At 70.1% G+C, this 19,580-nt stretch carries 18 protein-coding genes and 3 pseudogenes; 7 read left to right on the forward strand and 14 right to left on the reverse strand.

Features of this window, described 5'->3' with window-relative positions:
- Positions 1–89: 89 nt before the first annotated feature.
- Positions 90–338 (forward strand): annotated as a pseudogene (locus tag ACF1B9_RS31900) (hypothetical protein); the annotation flags it as partial.
- Positions 339–441: 103 nt separating this feature from the next.
- Here the strand turns inward: ACF1B9_RS31900 and ACF1B9_RS31905 are convergent.
- Both ACF1B9_RS31905 and ACF1B9_RS31910 read right to left on the reverse strand, forming a co-directional pair.
- Positions 442–807 (reverse strand): class I SAM-dependent methyltransferase, encoded by a 366-nt coding sequence (locus tag ACF1B9_RS31905; RefSeq protein ID WP_391746398.1) that lies wholly within the window; start codon positions 805–807, stop codon positions 442–444.
- Between the two features lie 37 nt (positions 808–844).
- A complete protein-coding gene (locus tag ACF1B9_RS31910; protein ID WP_391795956.1) occupies positions 845–1,234 on the reverse strand; it encodes an FAD-binding protein in 390 nt (129 codons plus the stop codon).
- Positions 1,235–1,489: 255 nt separating this feature from the next.
- On the opposite strand from ACF1B9_RS31910, the gene ACF1B9_RS31915 reads away from it, so the two are divergent.
- Positions 1,490–2,029, forward strand: a complete 540-nt coding sequence (locus tag ACF1B9_RS31915; RefSeq protein WP_391746396.1) for a hypothetical protein — start codon at positions 1,490–1,492, stop codon at positions 2,027–2,029.
- 104 nt (positions 2,030–2,133) lie between these two features.
- On the opposite strand, the pseudogene ACF1B9_RS31920 reads toward ACF1B9_RS31915, so the two are convergent.
- A pseudogene (locus ACF1B9_RS31920) lies at positions 2,134–2,265 on the reverse strand (hypothetical protein); the annotation flags it as partial.
- Between the two features lie 38 nt (positions 2,266–2,303).
- On the opposite strand from ACF1B9_RS31920, the pseudogene ACF1B9_RS31925 reads away from it, so the two are divergent.
- Positions 2,304–2,414, forward strand: a pseudogene (locus ACF1B9_RS31925) (AAA family ATPase); the annotation flags it as partial.
- Between the two features lie 36 nt (positions 2,415–2,450).
- On the opposite strand, the gene ACF1B9_RS31930 reads toward ACF1B9_RS31925, so the two are convergent.
- The 4 genes from ACF1B9_RS31930 to ACF1B9_RS31945 all read right to left on the reverse strand — a co-directional run bounded on the left by ACF1B9_RS31930 (position 2,451) and on the right by ACF1B9_RS31945 (position 6,414).
- Entirely contained in the window at positions 2,451–3,227 is a 777-nt protein-coding gene (locus ACF1B9_RS31930; RefSeq protein ID WP_391746395.1) for a class I SAM-dependent methyltransferase, read from the reverse strand.
- 273 nt (positions 3,228–3,500) lie between these two features.
- Entirely contained in the window at positions 3,501–4,361 is an 861-nt protein-coding gene (locus ACF1B9_RS31935) for a DUF3592 domain-containing protein (protein ID WP_391746394.1), read from the reverse strand.
- A 55-nt stretch (positions 4,362–4,416) separates the two neighbouring features.
- Positions 4,417–5,520, reverse strand: a complete 1,104-nt coding sequence (locus ACF1B9_RS31940) for a hypothetical protein (protein ID WP_391746393.1) — start codon at positions 5,518–5,520, stop codon at positions 4,417–4,419.
- 144 nt (positions 5,521–5,664) lie between these two features.
- Positions 5,665–6,414: a carbohydrate ABC transporter permease gene (locus ACF1B9_RS31945; RefSeq protein WP_391746420.1), complete on the reverse strand. Its 750-nt coding sequence runs from the start codon at positions 6,412–6,414 to the stop codon at positions 5,665–5,667.
- 1,009 nt (positions 6,415–7,423) lie between these two features.
- Here ACF1B9_RS31945 and ACF1B9_RS31950 point away from each other — a divergent pair.
- Positions 7,424–8,086: a hypothetical protein gene (locus tag ACF1B9_RS31950; protein ID WP_391746392.1), complete on the forward strand. Its 663-nt coding sequence runs from the start codon at positions 7,424–7,426 to the stop codon at positions 8,084–8,086.
- 296 nt (positions 8,087–8,382) lie between these two features.
- Entirely contained in the window at positions 8,383–8,628 is a 246-nt protein-coding gene (locus ACF1B9_RS31955; RefSeq protein WP_391746391.1) for a hypothetical protein, read from the forward strand.
- Between the two features lie 4 nt (positions 8,629–8,632).
- Here the strand turns inward: ACF1B9_RS31955 and ACF1B9_RS31960 are convergent, their stop codons facing one another.
- The 3 genes from ACF1B9_RS31960 to ACF1B9_RS31970 form a co-directional block, all read right to left on the reverse strand.
- A complete protein-coding gene (locus ACF1B9_RS31960) occupies positions 8,633–8,842 on the reverse strand; it encodes a hypothetical protein (protein WP_391746390.1) in 210 nt (69 codons plus the stop codon).
- A 446-nt stretch (positions 8,843–9,288) separates the two neighbouring features.
- The gene (locus ACF1B9_RS31965) at positions 9,289–10,257 is read right to left on the reverse strand and encodes a CHAT domain-containing protein (RefSeq protein ID WP_391746389.1); all 969 of its coding nucleotides are present in this window, start codon (positions 10,255–10,257) and stop codon (positions 9,289–9,291) included.
- Positions 10,258–10,357: 100 nt separating this feature from the next.
- The gene (locus ACF1B9_RS31970) at positions 10,358–12,118 is read right to left on the reverse strand and encodes a hypothetical protein (protein ID WP_391746388.1); all 1,761 of its coding nucleotides are present in this window, start codon (positions 12,116–12,118) and stop codon (positions 10,358–10,360) included.
- Positions 12,119–12,185: 67 nt separating this feature from the next.
- Here ACF1B9_RS31970 and ACF1B9_RS31975 point away from each other — a divergent pair, with 67 nt between their 5' ends.
- The gene (locus tag ACF1B9_RS31975) at positions 12,186–12,431 is read left to right on the forward strand and encodes a hypothetical protein (RefSeq protein WP_391746387.1); all 246 of its coding nucleotides are present in this window, start codon (positions 12,186–12,188) and stop codon (positions 12,429–12,431) included.
- 146 nt (positions 12,432–12,577) lie between these two features.
- Complete coding sequence (locus tag ACF1B9_RS31980; protein ID WP_391746386.1) at positions 12,578–13,351, forward strand: hypothetical protein; 774 nt, start codon at positions 12,578–12,580, stop codon at positions 13,349–13,351.
- Between the two features lie 399 nt (positions 13,352–13,750).
- Here the strand turns inward: ACF1B9_RS31980 and ACF1B9_RS31985 are convergent, their stop codons facing one another.
- The 4 genes from ACF1B9_RS31985 to ACF1B9_RS32000 are packed head-to-tail and all read right to left on the reverse strand — an operon-like array spanning position 13,751 to position 19,393.
- The gene (locus ACF1B9_RS31985; RefSeq protein WP_391746385.1) at positions 13,751–15,001 is read right to left on the reverse strand and encodes an NAD(P)/FAD-dependent oxidoreductase; all 1,251 of its coding nucleotides are present in this window, start codon (positions 14,999–15,001) and stop codon (positions 13,751–13,753) included.
- Positions 14,998–16,434 (reverse strand): NAD(P)/FAD-dependent oxidoreductase, encoded by a 1,437-nt coding sequence (locus tag ACF1B9_RS31990; RefSeq protein ID WP_391746384.1) that lies wholly within the window; start codon positions 16,432–16,434, stop codon positions 14,998–15,000. The genes ACF1B9_RS31985 and ACF1B9_RS31990 overlap by 4 nt, the downstream gene beginning before the upstream one ends.
- On the reverse strand, positions 16,431–17,864 hold the full coding sequence (locus tag ACF1B9_RS31995) for an FGGY family carbohydrate kinase (RefSeq protein ID WP_391746383.1): 1,434 nt from the start codon (positions 17,862–17,864) through the stop codon (positions 16,431–16,433). The genes ACF1B9_RS31990 and ACF1B9_RS31995 overlap by 4 nt, the downstream gene beginning before the upstream one ends.
- On the reverse strand, positions 17,861–19,393 hold the full coding sequence (locus tag ACF1B9_RS32000) for an APC family permease (RefSeq protein WP_391746382.1): 1,533 nt from the start codon (positions 19,391–19,393) through the stop codon (positions 17,861–17,863). The genes ACF1B9_RS31995 and ACF1B9_RS32000 overlap by 4 nt, the downstream gene beginning before the upstream one ends.
- Between the last annotated feature and the right edge of the window lie 187 nt (positions 19,394–19,580).

The following is a 19,580-nucleotide window of genomic DNA, read 5'->3' on the forward strand; positions in this document are numbered from 1 at the left end:
CCCCCGGAACCCCACCCGGCCCGGTGAGTTCCGGCGGGATGGAGGTCTCGACGGCCCCGTCCAGGACCGACGCCCGCCCGGAGAAACCCATGCACAGCAGACAACGCCTGACCGAACAACGCCTGAAACGGGTACTCGAAGAGCGGATTCGGCCGTCCGTGCATGCCCGGACCGTCCCGCTCCGGGCCGGGATCTGGGACTCCCCCGGCGAGCCAGTACCTGCCGCCACCGGCCTGGCCGCACCGTACCGGCCGGTCCGGGTCGGACACCGCTGGGGACCGGCCTGGTCGACCAGCTGGTTCAGAATCACCGGCCGGGTTCCCGAGGAATGGGCCGGCCAACGTGTCGAAGCCGTCCTCGACCTCGGCTTCGACGTCACCGGCGCCGACTTCTCCACCGAGGGCCTGATCCACCGGCCCGACGGAACCGTGCTCAAGGCGCTCAACCCCCGCAACATCTGTATGCCGGTCGCCGACCCGGCACAAGCCGGCGACCGTCCTCGCTACCGGCGTCCAGGCGGGCCTGGAGTCCGGGGCGGCCCAGGCCGATGTCACGGGGAAGGAAGCGCACGGGCAGGCCGCGTTCGGCCACGGTGAGCAGCCCGCCGGGGCGCAGGGAGGCGACGAGGGAGGTCAATGCCGCCTGTTGGTCGCCGAGATGATGGACGGCGTTGGCGGACCCGATCAGATCGGCTGTGCCGAGCCCGCCGAACTCGTCAGAGAGGTGGGCCAGTTGGGCGGTGATGCGGCCGGGCGAGCACGTACGGGCGCGTTCCAGCAGGGCAGGCGACTGGTCGACGGCGACCACCTCGGCGTCCGGGAAGGCATCGGCAGCAAACCGGCCATCACGCCCGGCGCGCTGCCGATGTCGAGTACGCGCCTCGCGGCAACGCCGCCCAGCAAGTCGGCCTGATCACGGGGCCGCCTTCCAGCCGCACGTCGTAGCCGGGCTCGACATGTTCCACCCGGCCCCGGACGACGTCGACTCCGTAGCGGTCGATCTCGGCCCGCCCCAGGTCGAGCAGGGTCGCCGGGGACAGGCCGTCACGGGACAGGAACCCGTGCATGTACGCGGCGGGCGCGTTACGCGGCTCGCCCGCATCGATCACCACCACCCTGCGACGGGCCCGCCCCAGCAGAAGCGCGGCACTCAGTCCGGATGCTCCGGCACCGACCACCGCCACGTCATGGACCTCGTCGCCAGTCGGCGCCGCGCCGCCGTCGCGTGTATTCATCGTCGTCTTGATCACTGCGATCACCTCCGGCCCCCAACGTCCAGCGCCGCACCACGAGCAACTTCAGTTGCCATTTCCGGGACGGCCGGATCAGAGGGGGCTCGTGGACGAGCAGTCCCCCGTCGCCGCCACGCTCGCCCAGACCGGCGCGCGACGCCGCCGGATCCGTACGCGACGTCGTGTGGCTTTGCCTTGCCCGCCCTGGCCGAGACCGCGTGGAGGAGTTCGTGGCCAGTGGACCGTAGAGTCTCACGCATGCATGCAGAACGTCCTCCCGAGCCCAGCGCCCTCCTGATCAACGGCACTGTCGGCGTTGGCAAGACATCAGTGGCCGAAGGCGTGGGCGACCTTCTCGCCGCCGCTGAGATACCCAACGCCGTCATCGACCTCGACTGGCTGAGGCAGTCTTGGCCAACGCCATCAGGAGACCGCTTCAACTTCGGCATGATGCTGCGGAATCTGCGCAGCATCGCCGTTAACTACCTCGCTGCGGGGGCAGTTCGGCTGGTCCTCGCCGGTGTGATCGAGGACCCGGAGGACCGGAAGCTGTGCAGCGATGCGATCGGTGTCGACCTTTCGGTGTGCCGACTCCATGCCGATTTGCCCGTCATCCATCAGCGACTCATGCGGCGCCACGAGAACGAGCCCGAAGCGTTGCGATGGCACCTGGCCAGGGCCGGCGAATTGACCGCGATCCTCGAACAAGCGGCAGTCGATGACTTCACCGTCGATGCCGCCACGCGCCCGGTCGGTCAGGTCGCCGCCGAGGTGACCAGCAAGGCGGGCTGGCTGTGACACCATTCATGCCTGCGTCGGATCAAGGGCGAAGCGTCCGGGGCGGGCGGCGCGAACACAGGTGGTCGCATTCAGCTGTTCAGCGCGGCCAGGTACGCCGCCCCTCACCACTGGCGCCAACGTCTACCCACGTCGCCGGCTGCCTCGGCACGCTCGCCGGGTACGCCGCCATCGGCTGGACGACCCGCCTCATCGGGCTCGAGGAGTACCCAGTGGCCCTCGTGCAGGGTGGGGTACCGTTCCTGTGAGAGTTCACAGTCCGGGCAGTCGGGTGGCCATCGTCGACCGGCTCACTTTCAACGGCACCATCATCGAGACCGGCACCGACTCATACCGCCTCGCCAGCACCCGAGCCCGAGCTGAAGAACCCGCCAAGGCGGGCTGACACCTGCCGTCTCACACTGGGCGGTGGAACCATCACCTACTCACCAGCGCGGGCCACGAGTAGCGGCTGGAAGAAGCCGGTCTCCTGCGGCATCCGCCATCCGGGGTCGACAAGCCCGGCCTCGGCTGCGAGGCCGGCCAGCCGGTCCCGGCCGATTGCCCAGTAGGTGGTCCGGCGGACCTGGACGCGCCATTCTCCGCCTGCCGGAAGGAGTTGGAAGTGCTCCAAGTCGTAGTGCTCGCCGTCGTCATGCCAGTGCCAGAGCTGGAAGGTGACGGTTCGTTCCTCGCCGTCGGTGCAGTCGGCGATCCGGTGGACTTGTAGAGGCGTCGACCCCGGGCGCTCGTGCAGTAGGTCGTCGTAGGGACGCGTGCTGACCAGCAGGAGGCCGGCGGGTCGCAGCACGCGACGCATCTCGGCCAGAGCGGCGTGCACATCCTGCTCAGTCAACAGATGAGGCAGCGAGTTGTCAGCGCAGACGACGGTGTCGAACCGACTATCGGGAAACGGGAGGCGTCGCATATCGGCGGCGGCCGTGCGCAGGCTCAGGCTCCGGCGGGCGGCCTCACGGGCAGCGCGGGCGGCGGCGCGGGGGCTGATGTCGGTCCCGGTGACGCGGTGCCCGCGCAGCGCCAAGCCGATGGCCTGCGTGCCAATGCCGCAGGAACAGTCGAGCACCGCCGCACGATCCTGGCCGATCAGGGCGTCCAGGGCGTCCCCCTGCCGACGGATGCTCGCGTCCCAGTCTGAATAGATCAGGTGGTAGTCGTCGGCCAGTTCGTCGTAGAAGTGCGCCACTGATGTCTCGGGCATGGCCCGAGATTATCGTGCCTGATTCTCCGGAGGTCGGTCATCCCTGTGATCGGCGCGAACGCTCTCGTTGACGACAGCGCCGTCATTTCCCGGGAACCTCGTCGAGCGTGCAGATCGACAACTCCTGTTGAAGCTCATCGACAAACGCCGCTGCTGAACGTGAACGAAGCCACGGGGCCGTATGCCCTGTCGCCCACCACCTCGTCTGCCCCTACCCCACCGCCGACGCCCGCTGGCCGTGGCAGTACCCCAGTGCACACCGCTCGTCGGGCGTCACAGCAGCACCGCCCCGACGACGACCGCCGCCACGCCGAGGAGCAGCGCCACGATGCCGCAGGTGATGTCGAGTGCGCCGGAACGGTCGTCGGCCGCGAGGTTCGGGGTGAAGACGGCGGGGTCGTCGGGGTCGTAGTGGATCGTGACGTTGCGGCCGTAGGAGTTCGTGAGGTCGGGCAGCTGGTCGGTGCAGTAGGCGGTGACGGTCGTGCCCTCGTGGGTGGTGAAGGCGATGACCGGCGTGTGGCTGGTCCAGGTGCCGCCCTCGCTGTCGGTGCCGGTGTCCGTGAGCACGGCGATGACGCGGCCGGGAACAGGAGGTTGCGAGGTCAGCGCGTCGGTACGGCGGTTCACCGCGCGTGCGTTCTGGGGCATGTACCACGCGCCGGACAGAGTCCAGGGCACGCCGAAGCCGATCAGGGCCCATGGCCAGCCCCGGTCGATCGCAGCGAAGACCACCAGTCCGACGTAGATCAGGAAGAGCGCGAAGTTCGGCCACCCGAGGCCGCGTCGGCCTGCCTGGAGGTCGCCGAGGAACCTGTAGGCGTGCGGTCTCCCGCGCGGGTAGCGGACACCGACTTCCCGGCCTGTCCAGGCCGCCGTGATCCTCTCCCCGTGGTCACGGTCGTTCGTCACGGTGAACTCCTCACCGCTGGAGGGGTCCTGGAAGGAGACGACCACGGGTATCCCGTCGCGCTGGGAGCTTCCGTGCCTGGGCTCCCGGACCTGCTCGATCCGCCCCAGGACCCGGACCGCCCGCTGCGCGGAGGTCATCCCGGCCAGCGACCGGACGTACCCGACCAGCGCGACGGTGCCGAACACCACGCACCACAGCGCCAGATATCCCTGCAGACCCATGCGGCTTCCCCTTTTCTTCCTTTTCCTCAGTGAGATGCAGCCGGCGCGGCGTCCGTCAGCGTGCCGGGGCGCGCCGAACCACCTTGCCGTCCCCGTCCGCCTCCAGCGAGGCCGTTCCCTCGGTTCCCGTCGCACCGACCCGGATGGTGAGGGAACCGGTGAGGCGTTCGACGGTGAGCTGCCAGGTCTGCGGGGAACCGACGCCCAGGCTGCTCTTCGCTTCCTCGACGAGGGCGGGGAAGCGGTCGTACGGCAGGGAGTCCGGGTCGAACGTCGGGGCCTGCGAGCCTGTGGGCGCGTACACCACCGACAGCAGCCGATCCTGTACGACGACGGTGAGTGCCGCGCGCGCGTCCGTGCCCTTGGTGAGCGAGCCGACGGCCTTGCGCAGCTCGCCCTTGTCGAGGAACGACTGGTTCGGGCCGAGGGTGACCGTGCCGGAGGCCGACGACACCACCGTGGTCGACGAGGAGGAAGAGACGGAGGCCGACGGCTGCGCGGAGGACGGCGGCCGTGCGGAGGCGCCCTCGTCGAACAGGTCGGCGCGGAACAGCAGGACCACACCGGCCGCGGCAAGCAGCAGGGCCAGCAGCGTGGCGAAGCCGACGGCACAGCCCTCGGCCGGCTCGCTCACCAGGACCGGTCCCGGCGCCGAGTCGAGGCGGGCGCCGGCCACTCGCTCCTCCCACTGAGGCGTCGGCCGCTTCACGATCCTCACCCGCCACGGTCGTTCAGGCGGGTACTCGACCACCACGACGGCGCCCGGCCGGTAGTCGGGCAGGTCCGCGAGATTGATGTCCTGCGTGAACGCGACGCGGTACGCCGGACCATCGTCCGGCGCGATTGTCAGATCGAACCGCACCGCCACGTCGCTGGTCGCCTCGCCCCCGACGGCCTCCACACTCTCGACCACCGCGAGCGCCATGCAGGGCGCGATCGCCGCCTCCCGGGCACGCCTCGGCACACCGGCAAGGTAGAAGACCAGGCCGTAGACCGCGGGAAGACCCAGCCCGGTGACGAACAGCGGCACGCTCTCGATGATGCCGCCGACGACGAGAGCGGCCAGCGACGCCCCGATCACACCACCTGTCAGGAGTCCCCGGGCGAGGGCGAGGGGCGTGTTCCGTGCGAGGGGCGCAGAGCCCGTGGTGATCGTCATATGGGTGATTGTGTCGGGCTCGGGTGACGGCCGGTAGATCTCCAAGTGTCTTCCTCCGGGGCTGCTGGGAACGACCCACGCGGGGAGTGGGCGGACCCGGCGCCGGTATCCGAGCCCGGCGCGTCGGCAGGGGCCGGCCCGGCCTCATTTGAGGCCCGAGTGAGCCAGGCCCTCGACGAACTGGCGCTGGGCGATGACGAAAACGACCAGGACCGGCAGGACGATCATGGTGGCGGCCGCCAGTTGGGTGTTCCACATCTCGGCCCCGTAGGAGTCAGTGAACCGGGTGAGGGCCTGCGGCAGCGTGAACAGCTCCGGCGAGGTGAGGTAGACGGTGGGTTCCAGGTACAGATTCCACGAGGTGAGGAACGTCAGGATCCCGACTGCGGACAACGCCGGTTTGGCCAGCGGCAGGAAGATCCGCCACCAGATCGCTGGACGGCCGAGGCCGTCCAGCCGGCCCGCCTCCTCCAACCCGGCCGGAAGGGCGATGAAGAACTGCCGCATGATGAAGGTGGCCAGGACGCACGGTCCGGCCAGCGCGGTGACCAGGATCAGCGGCCAGTGTGTGTTGATCACCCCGGCTTGTTTGAACATCTGGAACAGCGGCACGATCGTCACCTCGCTGGGCACCAGGAGTCCGACCAGCACCACCAGGAAGAGGGTGTTCGAGCCAGGGAAGCGGATCCGGGCGAACGCGTACCCGGCGATGCTGGTGACCAGCAGGGTGATCAGGGTGACCAGGACGGCGATATAGACGCTGTTCGCGTACTGCCGGGCGAACGGCTGGAAGCTGAACGCCTCGGTGTACGCGGACAGCGTGGGGTCGGCGGTCCACAGTGACGGCGGGGACTTGAAGATCTCGGGCAGCGGCTTCACCGAGGCCGCCACCATCCAGACGGTCGGCACCACGAACGTGACCGCCAGGACGCCGAGCACCGTCACCAGGGACGCCCGCCGCAGGACGGCACGCGACTTACTCCTCCCCGCGCCGCCGCCCAGGGCGTGCCGACGCTGACCAACGCCGGCGGCAAGGGCCACACCGAGACGCCGTCCGACAGCACGGCGATCTCCACCCACCGGGCTGCCCTCGTCTGCCGGTTCTCATCACGTCGTTCCATGTCAGGTGTTCTTCGAGTACCGGCCATTCTCCGGGCGGCACCAGTGCCAGCCCTGCCGCGTCCCGCACCGCCTCGTCAACGCCAGATCCGGACGTCAGGGTCGAGGGCAACGCGGGAGCGGGCACCAGGATCGCCGTCGTACTCGCTCAGTGGACCGCAGCACCATAGGCACGAGGACACGGTGGGGCTCTCATCCATGGACGCATGCCTCGCGGGACAGATGAACCGGCTTCCTCACCAGCCCAACGACCGGCCCGACGGTGAGGCACGCGGTTGAGAACCGGGCGGTCACATTGTCGCTGGGCCTCAGGCCGCCTGAGCGGCGTGCCGCGTAGCTGTGGCCTGAGGCCCTGACCGCCGTCGACCAGCACCTCGGCCGGCTGTTCACCAACAAGACCTGACCACACCCCATCGCTGGAGGCCACGTTCCGGCACGGACGGCCACCGCTCACCCGGCCCCCTCGGAACCCACGACGGACCACATGTCAAGCAGCGACTTGCCGACACTTTCCGGCACCCCACCACCACCGCGGGTGAGTAGACGTCAGAAGTTCACCTGCAAGGACTAACTGCCTTTCAACTCCCCAGAATCACAGTTGCTTTGACGGGCACCCAACTACTGCCGGAACGTCGTGAAGGAGCCCTGCACACTCGATCGGCCCACCAAAACCAGGGGTCCCGATTTGCTCGATATGACAGCAATAGGGGCTGTTAGTACGTTCAATCACGCACCGGCTCTCACAGCGGGACTGTCTCTGAGTCCGAGAAGGAGAACAAGCGACATGATCATGACCCGTTCCCACGCGATCGCCACGGCCGTCGCGGCCGCCGCGGCACTGACCGCGACCGGCATCACCTACGCCTCCGCCGTCCCCGCCCCCCAGGCCCAGCCGGCCCCGGCCGCCGTCCCCGCCCAGGCCCTCATGGGCGGGGAAGGCGGCAACACCGGCAAGGGCAACGAGGGCAAGGGCAACGAAGGCAACGAGCGCCGCGGCAACGAGCGCCGCGGCAACGAGCGCGGCGGCAAGCGCCACCACGAGGAGGGCCGCATCCACATCAACGAGCGCGAATACTCCGGCCGCCCCGACGGCTGCATCACCGTCATCAGCGGCCTGGGCGCCAAGAGCTTCAACATCCGCAACGACAGCCGCAACGAAGTCGAGGTCTTCCGCGGAGCCGTGTGCGACAACGGCGCCCCCATCGCCACCGTCGGCCGCTTCAGCTCCGCCAACAACATCCGCCCCGGCAAGGACGAGGACGAGGACTTCGACAAGGGCGAGCACCACGACAACAAGCACCACGACAAGAAGCACCACGAGAAGATGGACGACGGCGTCAAGGTCAAGCACGGAGTCGTCGCCAGCTTCCGCGTCATCAAGCGCCACCACGGCGAGGGCGGCGAATTCGGCGAAGGCGGCGAATTCGGCGAGGGCGGCGACTACTAAAACCACCAACCACCCCACACACACCGGCAGAATCCCGGCCCGCCGTAATCGGGCCGGGATTCCCGCCTGACCACCCAACAATATCCCCTCCCCGAACATCCAGCCCAGGATCACAGAAACGCACACAACCCATAACCAAGCCACAGACAACACCCCAACAAACCCAAACCCACCATCCTCGACAACGTCAGCACCTGATAGCAGGGGCTCCGACGAACGAGGGCCGGTCCATCGCCGCCCTGACCCGTGAGCACGAGGTCAGCCGGGGCGCCATTCGTACCGCCGTCGCCGACCTCATGCCCGAGCACACCGCCGCCGACCGCGAGGATGCCCCGGCCCCGGAGCTGCCGGCCACCCTCGACGTGCCGGGCAAGGCCGCCGACTTCCTCCGCACCGCCGAGCTGGAGCCCGCGGAGCGCGCCGCCCTCGACCGCGGCCCTCACCCCAGCCGGGGAGCGAGCGTTCTCAGTGCCAACGGCCGTATCGCAGTACCAGCCCGTGCCGGTCACGTACGGGCGAGCGTCGCTGCCTCCGCCGCGTAGACGGTCAGGCATAGCGCGACGTCCTCGGTAAGGGCCCCGCGGCCGACCGCGACCTGCTGGGCAGGCGTGAGCCGGGCCCCGGCACCACGGTCTCCGCCGCGCGCAGCGGCAGCTCGTCGACCCGTCCCAGGTACTGGAGCCGGGCCGCGGCCATCACGCCGTCGGGCCAGGGAACTACCGCCCCTTCGATGAGCTGGTGGGCCTGGTTGACCATGCGGTCCAGTCGGCCCGGTCGCAGAACCACCCTCCGGCGAACGGGTTCCAGAAGAGCACGTGTGTGCTGCTCAGGCCGATGCAGAGCGCCACTTCCGGGTCGGTCACGTACCGGTCCGGCCAGGTGAACCCGCTCGTAGATCCGGCATCCGGGCCGAGCACGGCCACCACCGCACGCAGGCAGGCATGCGTCGCCGTAGTAACGGCCACACAAGCACGGCTGCCAGCGCCGTCCCGAGCCTCCTCGCCTTCACTCGGATCGCAGATCGACCGGACCAAGTCCGAACGCCCCAAGAATCCTGAAGTTACGTCACCAGCTCGAAGAACACCCCCAAGGAGACAGAACACCCTGGCCACGGTGGGCAAGGACCCAGCAGGGCTCAGGGGAACTCGCGGGATGTCGCACAGTACCTGGGCTGGGCCTGATCAAGCCCACTCCCGACGAGGTCACGCTGCGGGTTTGGCGCCTGCTGGTGAACCCGCACCGCACTCCCCTGCCCTGACCGTGTTCCTGCCAGGCGTGCCTACGCCCCCGCGTGGACGTACGCCGCAGATGTGCGGCCTCTCCGGGATACGGCGCCGCAACTGGCGGACGGTGTCGTGCAGGGTGCGCGCGACACCGGGGCTGTCGGGAGCAGTCGTACGGCGATAGAAGTCCCGCGTCATGTGGTCCGCGTGCGTGCTGTCGATCTTCCACAGCGTGCCGACCGCCGTCGGGAAGCCCGCCAGCAGGAACGAACTCGTGATGTGAATGGCCTCGTCCACGAGGCGTTCGGCGGTGCGTGCGGTGCGTGCGGTGCGTGCGGTGCCGCAGGCTGCGAGAAAGGCGAGCCGTGCCGAACGCGGGCGGACCCGGCAGATCTCCAGGACCGAGACCGGCTCGCCGCTGGGCAGATACAGCAGGGCGCCGGAGGGCTCCGCCGGGTTCGTCGCCGCGTGGCAGCCGAAATGGGCCCACGAGGCGTCATGCAGGGCGGCGAGCACGGCCTCGCGAGTGGCGGCCGGGCCGATCAACGGCGCCTGTGCGCCGAGGAGTTCGGCCGCGTGGGCCGCTGCTGCCGCCATACCGGGGAGATCGTCCTCGGACGCGGCGACCAGCAGGGTACTGCCGTGGTCGGCCGTGTCGCGCTGCCGGGCGCGTGCTGGCGCGTACGCAAGGGTCTGCAGGCCGGGGGCGTACGACGACACCACAGCGTCGAGGGCGGCACCGCAGCCGTCCTCGACACAGTCGAGCGCCGTGCACTCGGCCGCATGCAGCGGCAGGGCGCTGAATGAGCCGGTCGGCACCCACCAGATGCAGGGCCGCGCCTCGTGGCGCGGGACGGGTTCCACCGCCCCGACGGACTCCAGGACCGGGCGCACGATCCTGTGCCAGGTCCACGCCAGCGTCTCTCGGACCTCCTTGCCCGCGGCCACGAGTTGCAGCGGGGAGGGGCGGGACGTGCCCTGCGCGTTGATGGCGTCGACGGCGTCACGCAGTCGGCGCGCCGCGTCGGTGATCTCGTCGGCCTCGGGATCAAGGCGCAGGGCGGTGACCGACCGCTGGGTGATGACGAGGGCGTGGCAGTAGCGCTTGCCGTGGTTGAGGACGACGACGGGGCCTTCGGCCGCGAGCGCCTTGGACTCCTCTGCGGTCAGCGGCCGCAGGAAGCCCTCGAAGCCCGGCTGCGTGCGGATGCTCGGCGGACGTCTGGTCGCTGCCGCGGTCGGTGATCCCGGCCATCGCCTCGACGGCCGCTTCGAGATGCGCCAGTGCCAGATCGGTCCGCGGCTCCCTACGGCCGAGCGCGTCGGCCGCCGCGGCGATCTCGCCGTGGGCGCGCATCCACACGGGAAGGGCGGGGTTGTCCCAGCCCTCGGGGGCCGCGTGGCCGGCGAGGCGGGAACGGAGGTGGTCGAAGACGGCTGAGAACGGACCGAACGGGCCGCTGTCCGCCGGTGCCGGTTCGGGGGCGCCGTCCGTCCCGGAGACCTCCGGGCGGCGTGCGGGAGCGGGGGCGTCCGTGGTGGACACTTCCGGGAGCCGATCCCGGCCGATGAGGTCGACGACCGGGCTGATCATGCCGGCCATGTCGATCGGCGAGCCGTCCGGCCTTGCCTCTCTCAGGACGCCCTCCAGGCCCTGCGCCTCGGCGAGCAGCGCCTGCGACCGCTCCGGCTCGCTGGTGCGTAGGGTGGCGGCGCGCTGCATCAGGACCCTGGCGAGCGTCATCGTCACCATGGACCGCATCGGATGTCCGGCGGGGCATGTCTCGAACGTCCTACGACATTGTTCGACGACCGTGTCGTCGAGGTCGGGCCGCGGGCCGCCCGGCCCCACGGTTTCGACGAGGTCGACGTAGGCGTCGCCCATCAGGTCGTACCAGGGCGGGTCCTCCCCGTCGGTCGCCCCGGCACGAGTGATCTCCCGTAACCGGTGGGCGATCCGCCGGGCCCGCTCCAACTGCGCGGGCTCATGGCCGAACAGGTAGTTCTGCAGGGCGTTGTGGAACTCCATGCGTGCTGCCAGCACCTCCCGGTCGGTCCGGGTCACCGCCGCGCCGTCGTGGAGGGCCGCCTCTTCGGGAGTCAGCGGGGCGGGGCCGGGCGCCGAGGCGAGCAGAGGGCCGCCCGCAGCCGACGTACGCCGCACGCGACACGGCCCGCGTCCTGCTCGGCGACGCCCGCGCGGCTCGACGGCCAGCCGCGTGCACACCTCCCGTCCGTAGCGGGCGGCGGCGACCAGCCCGTCCGGGTCGGCCTTCGTCTGGAATCGACTCATCCACAAGTCATGTGCGTAGATGGCCAGTTCGACGAAACCCACGTGGTCGTCGGCGTGTACGGAATCGAGAGCGGCGTCCGACCAGGCGAGCGCGCGGTCGAGCGCCGCCGCCCGCTCCTGAGGTGCTCCGTTCACGGCGACGTCGGCATGCACCGAGCACACCAGGTGCGCGAACCGGGCCTCGTGGGACGGGTCGGCGGGGTCGAAGTTCTCCTTCAAGGATTCGGGGAGTCCGGCCTCCTCGGGGAGGCGCGGACACAGGAAGCCGAAGGCGGCGACCCCGACCCCCGCGTTCTGTGCGGCCTCCGGGTCCTCGGCGCCCTGGTGACGGCCCCGGAACGTCCAGAACACGGCGGCCACCGCTTCGAGATCGATCGAACCCTCGGGCGACGGTGCCACCTCACCCGACAAAGCCGGCGCGTCGGCCACCGCCTCCTGATCGCGCAGAGGCGCTGCATCGCCGGAGCGGTGCGCCGCGGTCAGGCGTTCGACCCCTCGTTCCCGAAGCTCGGACATCGCCGCCTACAGCAGGCTGATCGGCTGTCAGGAAACAGTGGATATCAGGACTTCGAGGGAGGCCGAGGTGGGAGACGGGGCGAAGGCGCGCGGTGTGTACGAGGACGCCGTGGAATACCTGTGCCGCAACATCGAGGAGCTGCGCCCGCTCGTCTCCTCCGCCGTCTGGGAGTCGGCCTTCCCGGTCGTACGGGATGCCGATCCGGCAGGTGCCGAGTGGCGGGACGCCATGCGCGCGCTGCACAACGCGGTCGAGTCGGCCGGCGTTCCGAACGGGCTCGGTCTGCCCGCCACCATGGGCGTCGGCGACTGACCCAGCTCCCCCACCCCGCAGTCGGTGGGCTGGGTCTGCCCCACGAGCCGCTGCGCCCGGGTCGAACTGCGCGAGGGGGCGGCGACCGCCGCACCGGCCTGTGAGCTGGCCGGAGGGCCGATGCGCTTGGTGGACGGCTGACCGCGGTGGGCCTGCTCATCGAGCTGCAGAAGCGCATCCCCGAGGGCTGGTTCCTGCGGCGGCTGCTGCCCGCCACGCTGTTCGTCGTCGTCGCGGTCGTCGGCGGTGGGGAGTTGGGCCATGCCCACTGGAACGACATCTCCCTCGCGCGCGAACGCCGTCGCCTCGCTCGTGCTCGTCGCGGTGCCGGTGGTGGGGCCGCGTTCGCGGTCCCCTACGCCGCGGCCGCGATCGGCTCTCTTGCGTCCGGGGCCTGGCCGTGGCGGCTGATGCCGGTGGGCCGACGGCTGACCAGGTGGCGGGTACGGCGCTGGGTCGAACCGGACGTGCTGGCCCGGCGGTCCGTGCGGGCCCGCGCCGACGGCCACGCGCTGCGCGCCGACCGGCTCGACGCGCGGGCCGCCCGGGCCAGAACGAGCGGGCGGCCGCAGTCACCGACCTGGTCCCGCGACCGGCTCCGCCTCACCGAGGAGAACGTCGGACGGGAGACCGGCGGCAACGTCGTCAGCGGCTGGACCACCCTCCTGCTCGGTGCGGCCGACCGGCCCCGCGCCGCGCTGGCCGAGACCCGCGACGCCTATGACGCGGCCTGCGAGGCCCTCGCCTGGAGCGCGGCGTTCACGGTTCTCGGCGCCTGGTGGTGGCCCGCGGCCCCCTTCGGCATCCTCCTCGGCCTGGCCTCCTGGCGCTCGCTGCGTCATGCGGTGCAGACGCTGTGCCGTACGACGGAGGCGGCGTTCACGCTGCGCGAGACGGAGCAGCCGAGCGCGCAGCCATGATCTGGACAGTGGCGGTCCGACAGCGACGCCGCCCATGTGCACGGCTTCTCGGCGTCTTTTTCATCCCGGTACTCACCGAGCAGGTCGCCGCCGAACTCGGCATCGGCCGCCCCACGCTGTACCGAGAACTCCGCAAACGCCGCGCCGACTTTCGACACGGCTGACAGCCAACGCCGGGCCGCCGGCCGCCGAGACGGTCTGTCCCGTTCGGCCCATGCCTGACCACCGCTTTCAGGCCGCCGGACGTCTGACCAGCCGACTCGGCAACTCTCCCTGACCGACCGGGGGAATGTTCCTGCAGAACGCAGGAAAGGTTGCACACTCCTGAAGGCGCTACGCGGCTGCGGGGGTGGCGGCCGGCATCCACTGGCCGCCACCGCGGACGCGTAGCGCGATGGACTAAGTGGTGATGTGGACGGGGCCTCCGGTGTGGGAGATCCCGTCGAGGACCGAGGACGGGATACGGAAGACCCGGCCGGGGGCCGCAGGCCAGGCGAGGGTCCGGCGGGCGACGACACGGCCGTCCTGGCGGACCGTCACCTTGGGGAAGCGGACGAACTCGTCCGTCCAGAGCAGGAGTCGGTCGCGGGCCGGAGCCGGATCGCCGGGGCGGAGGATCTGCGGTGCGATCCAGCGGAACGGGGCGTCGGCGATCAGGCGGACCCCCTCGGTCGGCTTGCGCCTGCCGTCCAGGTGGTTGATGACCTGCTGGGCGACGTGCTTGCCGTCGAGGGCTGCCACGTCGGCGGTGTCGACGGGATGGAGCATGTTGCCGACGGCGAAGACTCCGGGTCGGCTGGTCCGCAGCGCGGTGTCCGTGAGGGGGCCGAGGGTGCGTTCGTCGAGGGTGATTCCCGCGGAGCGCACGAGTTCGTGGTCGGGGATCCAGTCGCCGGTGAAGACGACGGTGTCGCATGCGACGGTCCGGCGCTTGCCCGTGTCGAGGTGCTCGATCTCGACGGCCTCGCAGCGGCCCTTGCCCATGATCTGGGTGACACGACTGCGGGTGGCGACCGGAACGCGGAGGATGGTGCGGCCGGCGGCGTTGAAGGCGCCGTAGGACTCTGCCTTCGGGTACTTGCTGATCATGAGCGCGGTGGAGCAGCCGGCTTCGCGGAGGGTCATGGCCGCGGACCAACTGACCAGTTCGCCACCGACGATGACGGCCCGCTTGCCGACGGGCTGATGGTGAAGGTGGACAAGGTTTTGGAGTTGTCCGGTGGTATAGACCCCGTGGGGGCGATCTCCGGGGATGCGGCGTGCGGTGCGGGGCCTTTCGCGGGCGCCGGTCGCCAGGACGATGGCCCGGGCACGGATCTGATAGCGGCCCTCGGGGCTGGTGACGTCAACGGTGTGCTGGTCGGACCAGTCGGTGACCATGGTGCTGGTGCGGATCTCCGCTCCGGACCGTGCGGCCCGGTCTGCCAAGTGGCGGGCGTAGGCGGGGCCGGTCATCACACGGTGCAGGTCTCGCAGGCCGTATCCGGTGTGGTCGCTGTGCCGGGGAATGCCGCCGGCCTGCTTCTCCCGGTCGACGACCAGGATCCGCCCGGCGCCGCGGTCGGCGAGTTCAGCGGCTGCGGTGAGCCCTGCGGGGCCGCCTCCGATGATGAGGACATCGGGCTCGATGAGGGGCAGCTGGTGGGTCATCGGTTGTCCTTGTGCTGGCTGCAGCAGCCGTCGTTGGTCTGGTGCCGGGTGCGCAGGGCCGCGACGGCCGCGCCGCAGAAGAAGCCCTGGCAGCGGCCGTTCATGGCCCGGGTGCGTCGGCGCAGCCCTTCCAGACTGCGCGCGGGCACCGGGGCGTGGCAGGCGTCGCGGATCTCGCCCTCGGTGACCCGTTCGCAGAAGCAGACGATGGTGCCGTAGGCGGTGTCCTCGGCAATGAGGTCGACGTCCTGGTAGGGGCGTGTGGTGGCTTCGCCGATGTTCGGCATCCGTGGCGGAGCAGGCAGGTTGCTGCGGCTGCGGAGCCCGGGACCGGCTTCCGACAGGAGCCCGGCGACGTGCTCGGCGATGGCGATGCCCGCTGTCAGTCCGGTGGAGCGAATGCCGCCCACGAGGAGGTACCGCTGCTCGGGGGCGGCTTCGATGAGGTAGTCGTCGCGGTCGATCGCGGCGCGCAGTCCGGCGTAGCTGGCGGTGACCTCCTCGGTGAGCAGGCTCGGCATGAGCCGCGCGCCCTTGCTGAGGAGGAAGTCGTAGCCGTCCTCGGACGTGGCGGTGTCGGTGCGGTCGGTGAGGTCCTCCGCGGTGGGGCCGAGCATGACGTTGCCGTAGATCGTCGGGGAGATGAGCACGCCCTTGCCGCGGGAGGAGGGCACCGGCAGGACGATCTTGTCGGCCTTGGGCCGTGCCAGCTTGTCGAACACGAACAGCTCGCCGCGGCGGGGGGTGACCGTGAAGCGGTCGTGGCCGAAGAGCCGGTCGATCGTGTCGGCGCCGAGGCCTGCCGCGTTGACGACCCAGCGGGCTCGCACGTCGCCCTGGGCGGTGTGCAACGTCGTCGCGTCGTCGCCCACGTCGATGCCGGTCACGGCATGTTCGAGCAGGATCGTCGTCCCGCGTTGCCTGGCGTCCGTGGCCAGGGCGAGGTTGGTGGTCCATGTGCAGATGATGGACTCGTCGGGAACGGTCAGGCCGCCGAGCACGCCCTCGCCCAGATCGGGCAGGACCCGGTACACCTCGTCCGCGTCCACGATGCGGCAGTGCTCGTACCCGTTGGCCTCGGCCTTTTCCTTCAGGCCAGGCAGGGCGTCGAGCTCTTCCTGGTTCCAGGCCACCAGCACGGCGCCGGTGTGCTCGACAGGGATGCCGGTGGCTTTGGCGTAGTCGCTCAGCAGGTGGTAGCCGCGAGCCACGAGCCGGGACTCCAGGGTGCCCGGTTTCGCGTCGAAGCCCGTGTGCAGGATGGCGGTGTTGGCCTTGCTGGTTCCGTCTCCGACGTCGTCGCGGGCTTCGAGCAGCGCCACGGAGACGTCGTAGCCGGACAGTTCGCGTGCGATGGCCGAGCCGACAATGCCTCCTCCGATCACCACGATGTCGAAGACCTCGGGGTGAGGACGGTGGGGGGTGGGGGTCATGAGTGGTCTCCCTTGGTGGCACACGCCTCGGCGGCCTGTGCCCATGTGGTGCGGAACTCCTGGGCCCGGTCTTCGGACCAGCGGGGTTCGTAGACGGTCGCCGGCTGCCAGTCGCCGACGGCCTCTTCGAGGCTGATGGCGGGGTCGAGGGCGCAGCGGGCGAGCGCGGCAGCGCCGAGGGGGGTGGCGTGCGCGTTGGGGTAGATGTCGACGGGGAGCTGGGCGATGTCGGCCTGGGCCTGCATGAGGGCGGCGGAGTTGGTCAATCCGCCGTCGACGCGCAGCCGGTTCAGGGGCCGGCCGAGGTCTCGGCCGACAAGGGCCGTCAGCTCGGTGACCTGGGCGGCTATGCCCTGGAGCACGGCCAGGACGAGGTGCTCGCGGCGGGTGGCCAGCGTGATGCCGGTGAGGGAGGCCGTGGCCTCGGAAGCCCACCACGGAGCGGCGAGTCCGGCGAATGCCGGGACGCACATGACGCCGTCGCTGTCCTCCGCGACCACCGCGTCGATTTCGGTGGCGGACCGAAGAAGACCGAGGTCCTGCAGCCAGCGCACGGCCGAGGCCACGGTGTAGACCTGGCCGTCCACGCAATACAGGGTCTGCCCCGCGGCCTGCCAGGCCACCGACGTCGTCAGGCCCGCGCTGGAGCGCACGGGGTCCGATCCTGTGTTCGCCAGCAGGAACGCGCCTGTGCCATAGGTGCACTTGGCCGTACCCTGCTCCAGGCATGCCTCGGCGACCAGAGCGGCCTGCTGGTCGACGATCAGGCCGGCCACGGGCGTCTCCTGCCCGAAGGCGCGCGTGGTGCCGACCACCTCGTCGCTGCCGACGATGCGGGGCAGCCGCTCGTCGCCGAGGGAGAACAGATCAGCGAGACGCCCGTCCCACGCAGCACCGTCCAGGTCGAAGATCAGAGAACGACTGGCGGTGGAGGCGTCGGTGACGAACTCGCCTGTCAGGTGGTGCACGAGCCAGGTGTCGGTAGTGGTCACCACCCCGTCACGGGTGAGGTTGCGGCGCAGCCACGCCATCTTGGGCGCGGAGAAGTAGGGGTCGAGAACGAGACCGGTACGCTGCGCGATCGCCTCGCGGTGCTCGGCCAGCTCGGCACAGATGCTCTCCGCACGGCTGTCCTGCCAGACGATCGCCGGGGACAGCGGCGTTCCCGTGGCTTCGTCCCAGGCCAGGACGGTCTCTCCCTGGTTGGCCAGGGCCACGCCGTCAATGGGCCGGCCGGCCATGCTCACGGCCCGGCGGCCGGCGGCGAGGACGGAATCGAGCAGTTCGTGGGGATTCTGTTCGACACCTCCCCCGGGCAGGTAGGTGGGGCGGATGGTCTCCTCGGCTATGGCGATCGTTCCGTCCTCGGCGTCGACAACGATGGCTTTGGTGCCCGAGGTGCCCTGGTCGATGGCGAGGATCGTGGTCATCGCGGGGCCCCTTCCATGTCGGCCGCGGAGGGTGCGGTGCCGTTGTCCAGGGCGCGGTCGACGTCGGCCATGTCCGGCATGGTCAGGGCGGCGCGGCCGCGCCGGACGAGGAGCGCCGCCAGGTAGACGGCGCCGAGCCCGCACAACACCAGGACGTAGGCCCAGGGGCCGCGGAAGGAAGCGTCCCGGAAGATGAGCAGCTCGTACACCAGCCAGACCGCGGCCAGAAGCAGGACCGGGACCTCCCACCGCCCCAGGGAGAAGCCTTGCGACGGCGGCAGGGAGGAGCGCTTGGCCGCGTACATGGCGACCGTACCGGCGTAGATGACGGCGGGCAGCAGAGTGGCGGCGGAGAACAGCTGGAACAGTGCGTCGGTGGAACGGGAGAAGACCGCGAGGACGATCTGCGCGATGAGCATCATGAACACCGTGGCGTTCAGCGGCGTCGCCGTCCGGGGGTGGATGCGCTTGAGCAGGCGCCATCCGGGGAAGCGCTCGTCCCTGGACATCGCGTAGACCAGGCGGGTTCCGCTGAGGGTGATCACCAGCCCGCAGGAGAAGATCGAGACCACGACGAGGACCAGGAGGATCTTCCCCACCACGGACCCGAGCACGGCGGTGATCACGGTGGCCACCGGGGTGGCCGACTCGGCGGCGCCGTCGACCCGGCCGACGGCGGCGGTCACGGCGACCAGGAAGAGAAAGCCGAGAACACCCAGGGAGAGGACGGCCTGGACCATCGCCTTGGGGATGACGCGGGCGGGGTTCTTGGTCTCCTCCGCCAGGTTTGCCGCCGACTCGAATCCGACGATCGTGAACGCGCCGAGCAGGAACGCCAGGGCGAAGGGGCCGGCGTGGGTTCCGCCGCCCAGACCGTAGTAGCCGCTCTCCGGGATCGTCGCGGTGTCGAACAAGTGGGCGAAGTCGAGCTTGCCGGTGAAGTAGCCCACCGCGAACAGCAGCACCGTCAGCGTGATCATGCCGATGAGCTGCGCTGTCACCGCCGCGCTGTTGACCTTGTGCGTGATACGCGTGGACGCGGCGACCAGCAGGGCCTGCAGCAACACCACGCCGGCCGTGATGACCCAGGCGTTCTGTGTCGTGCCAACGTACTGGAACAGCTCGGGGAGAATCGTGGAGGCGATCGTGTAGTCCACTGCGACCACGACGACCCCGAGGAAGGCGAACGAGATCCAGCCCATGATCCAGCCCCACACGGGCCCGACGATCCGCGACACCCACTGGTAGGAGTAGCCGCTGATCGGGATGCGCGCGGCCAGCGCTCCGAAGACGAGGGCGACGCAGAGCTGGCCGATCACGGAGATCGGCCAGGCCCAGATGCCGCGCGGGCCCGAGGTGGCGAGCACCGAGCCGTAGGCCGTGAAGATCCCTGTCGCGATCGAGACGAACCCGAACGCCACGGAGAACGAGGCGTACCAGCCCAGCTCCCGCGCCATCACCTGGTTCGCCCCGCCCTGCTGTCCCTCAGCCGTTCTTGGCGCCTGAGCATCTGCTTCTGATTTGGCCATGACCTCGTTCCCTGCTTCAGAGTGCCCCGCCGTCGCCGCGGAAGCCAGTGGGTGATCGAAGAACCGAATGCGGTCGGCATCAAGGCCCGCCTCACAGGGATGCGCTGGAGCCTGTCCGTGGGGTTGGCCGCGAGGACGCGCAGTCCGCGCCGCCTCGACGCCGGTCGACAGCCCACTCGTGACCGTT

This window comes from Streptomyces sp. NPDC014727 (assembly GCF_043083485.1).
In the GTDB taxonomy this organism is placed as follows: domain Bacteria; phylum Actinomycetota; class Actinomycetes; order Streptomycetales; family Streptomycetaceae; genus Streptomyces.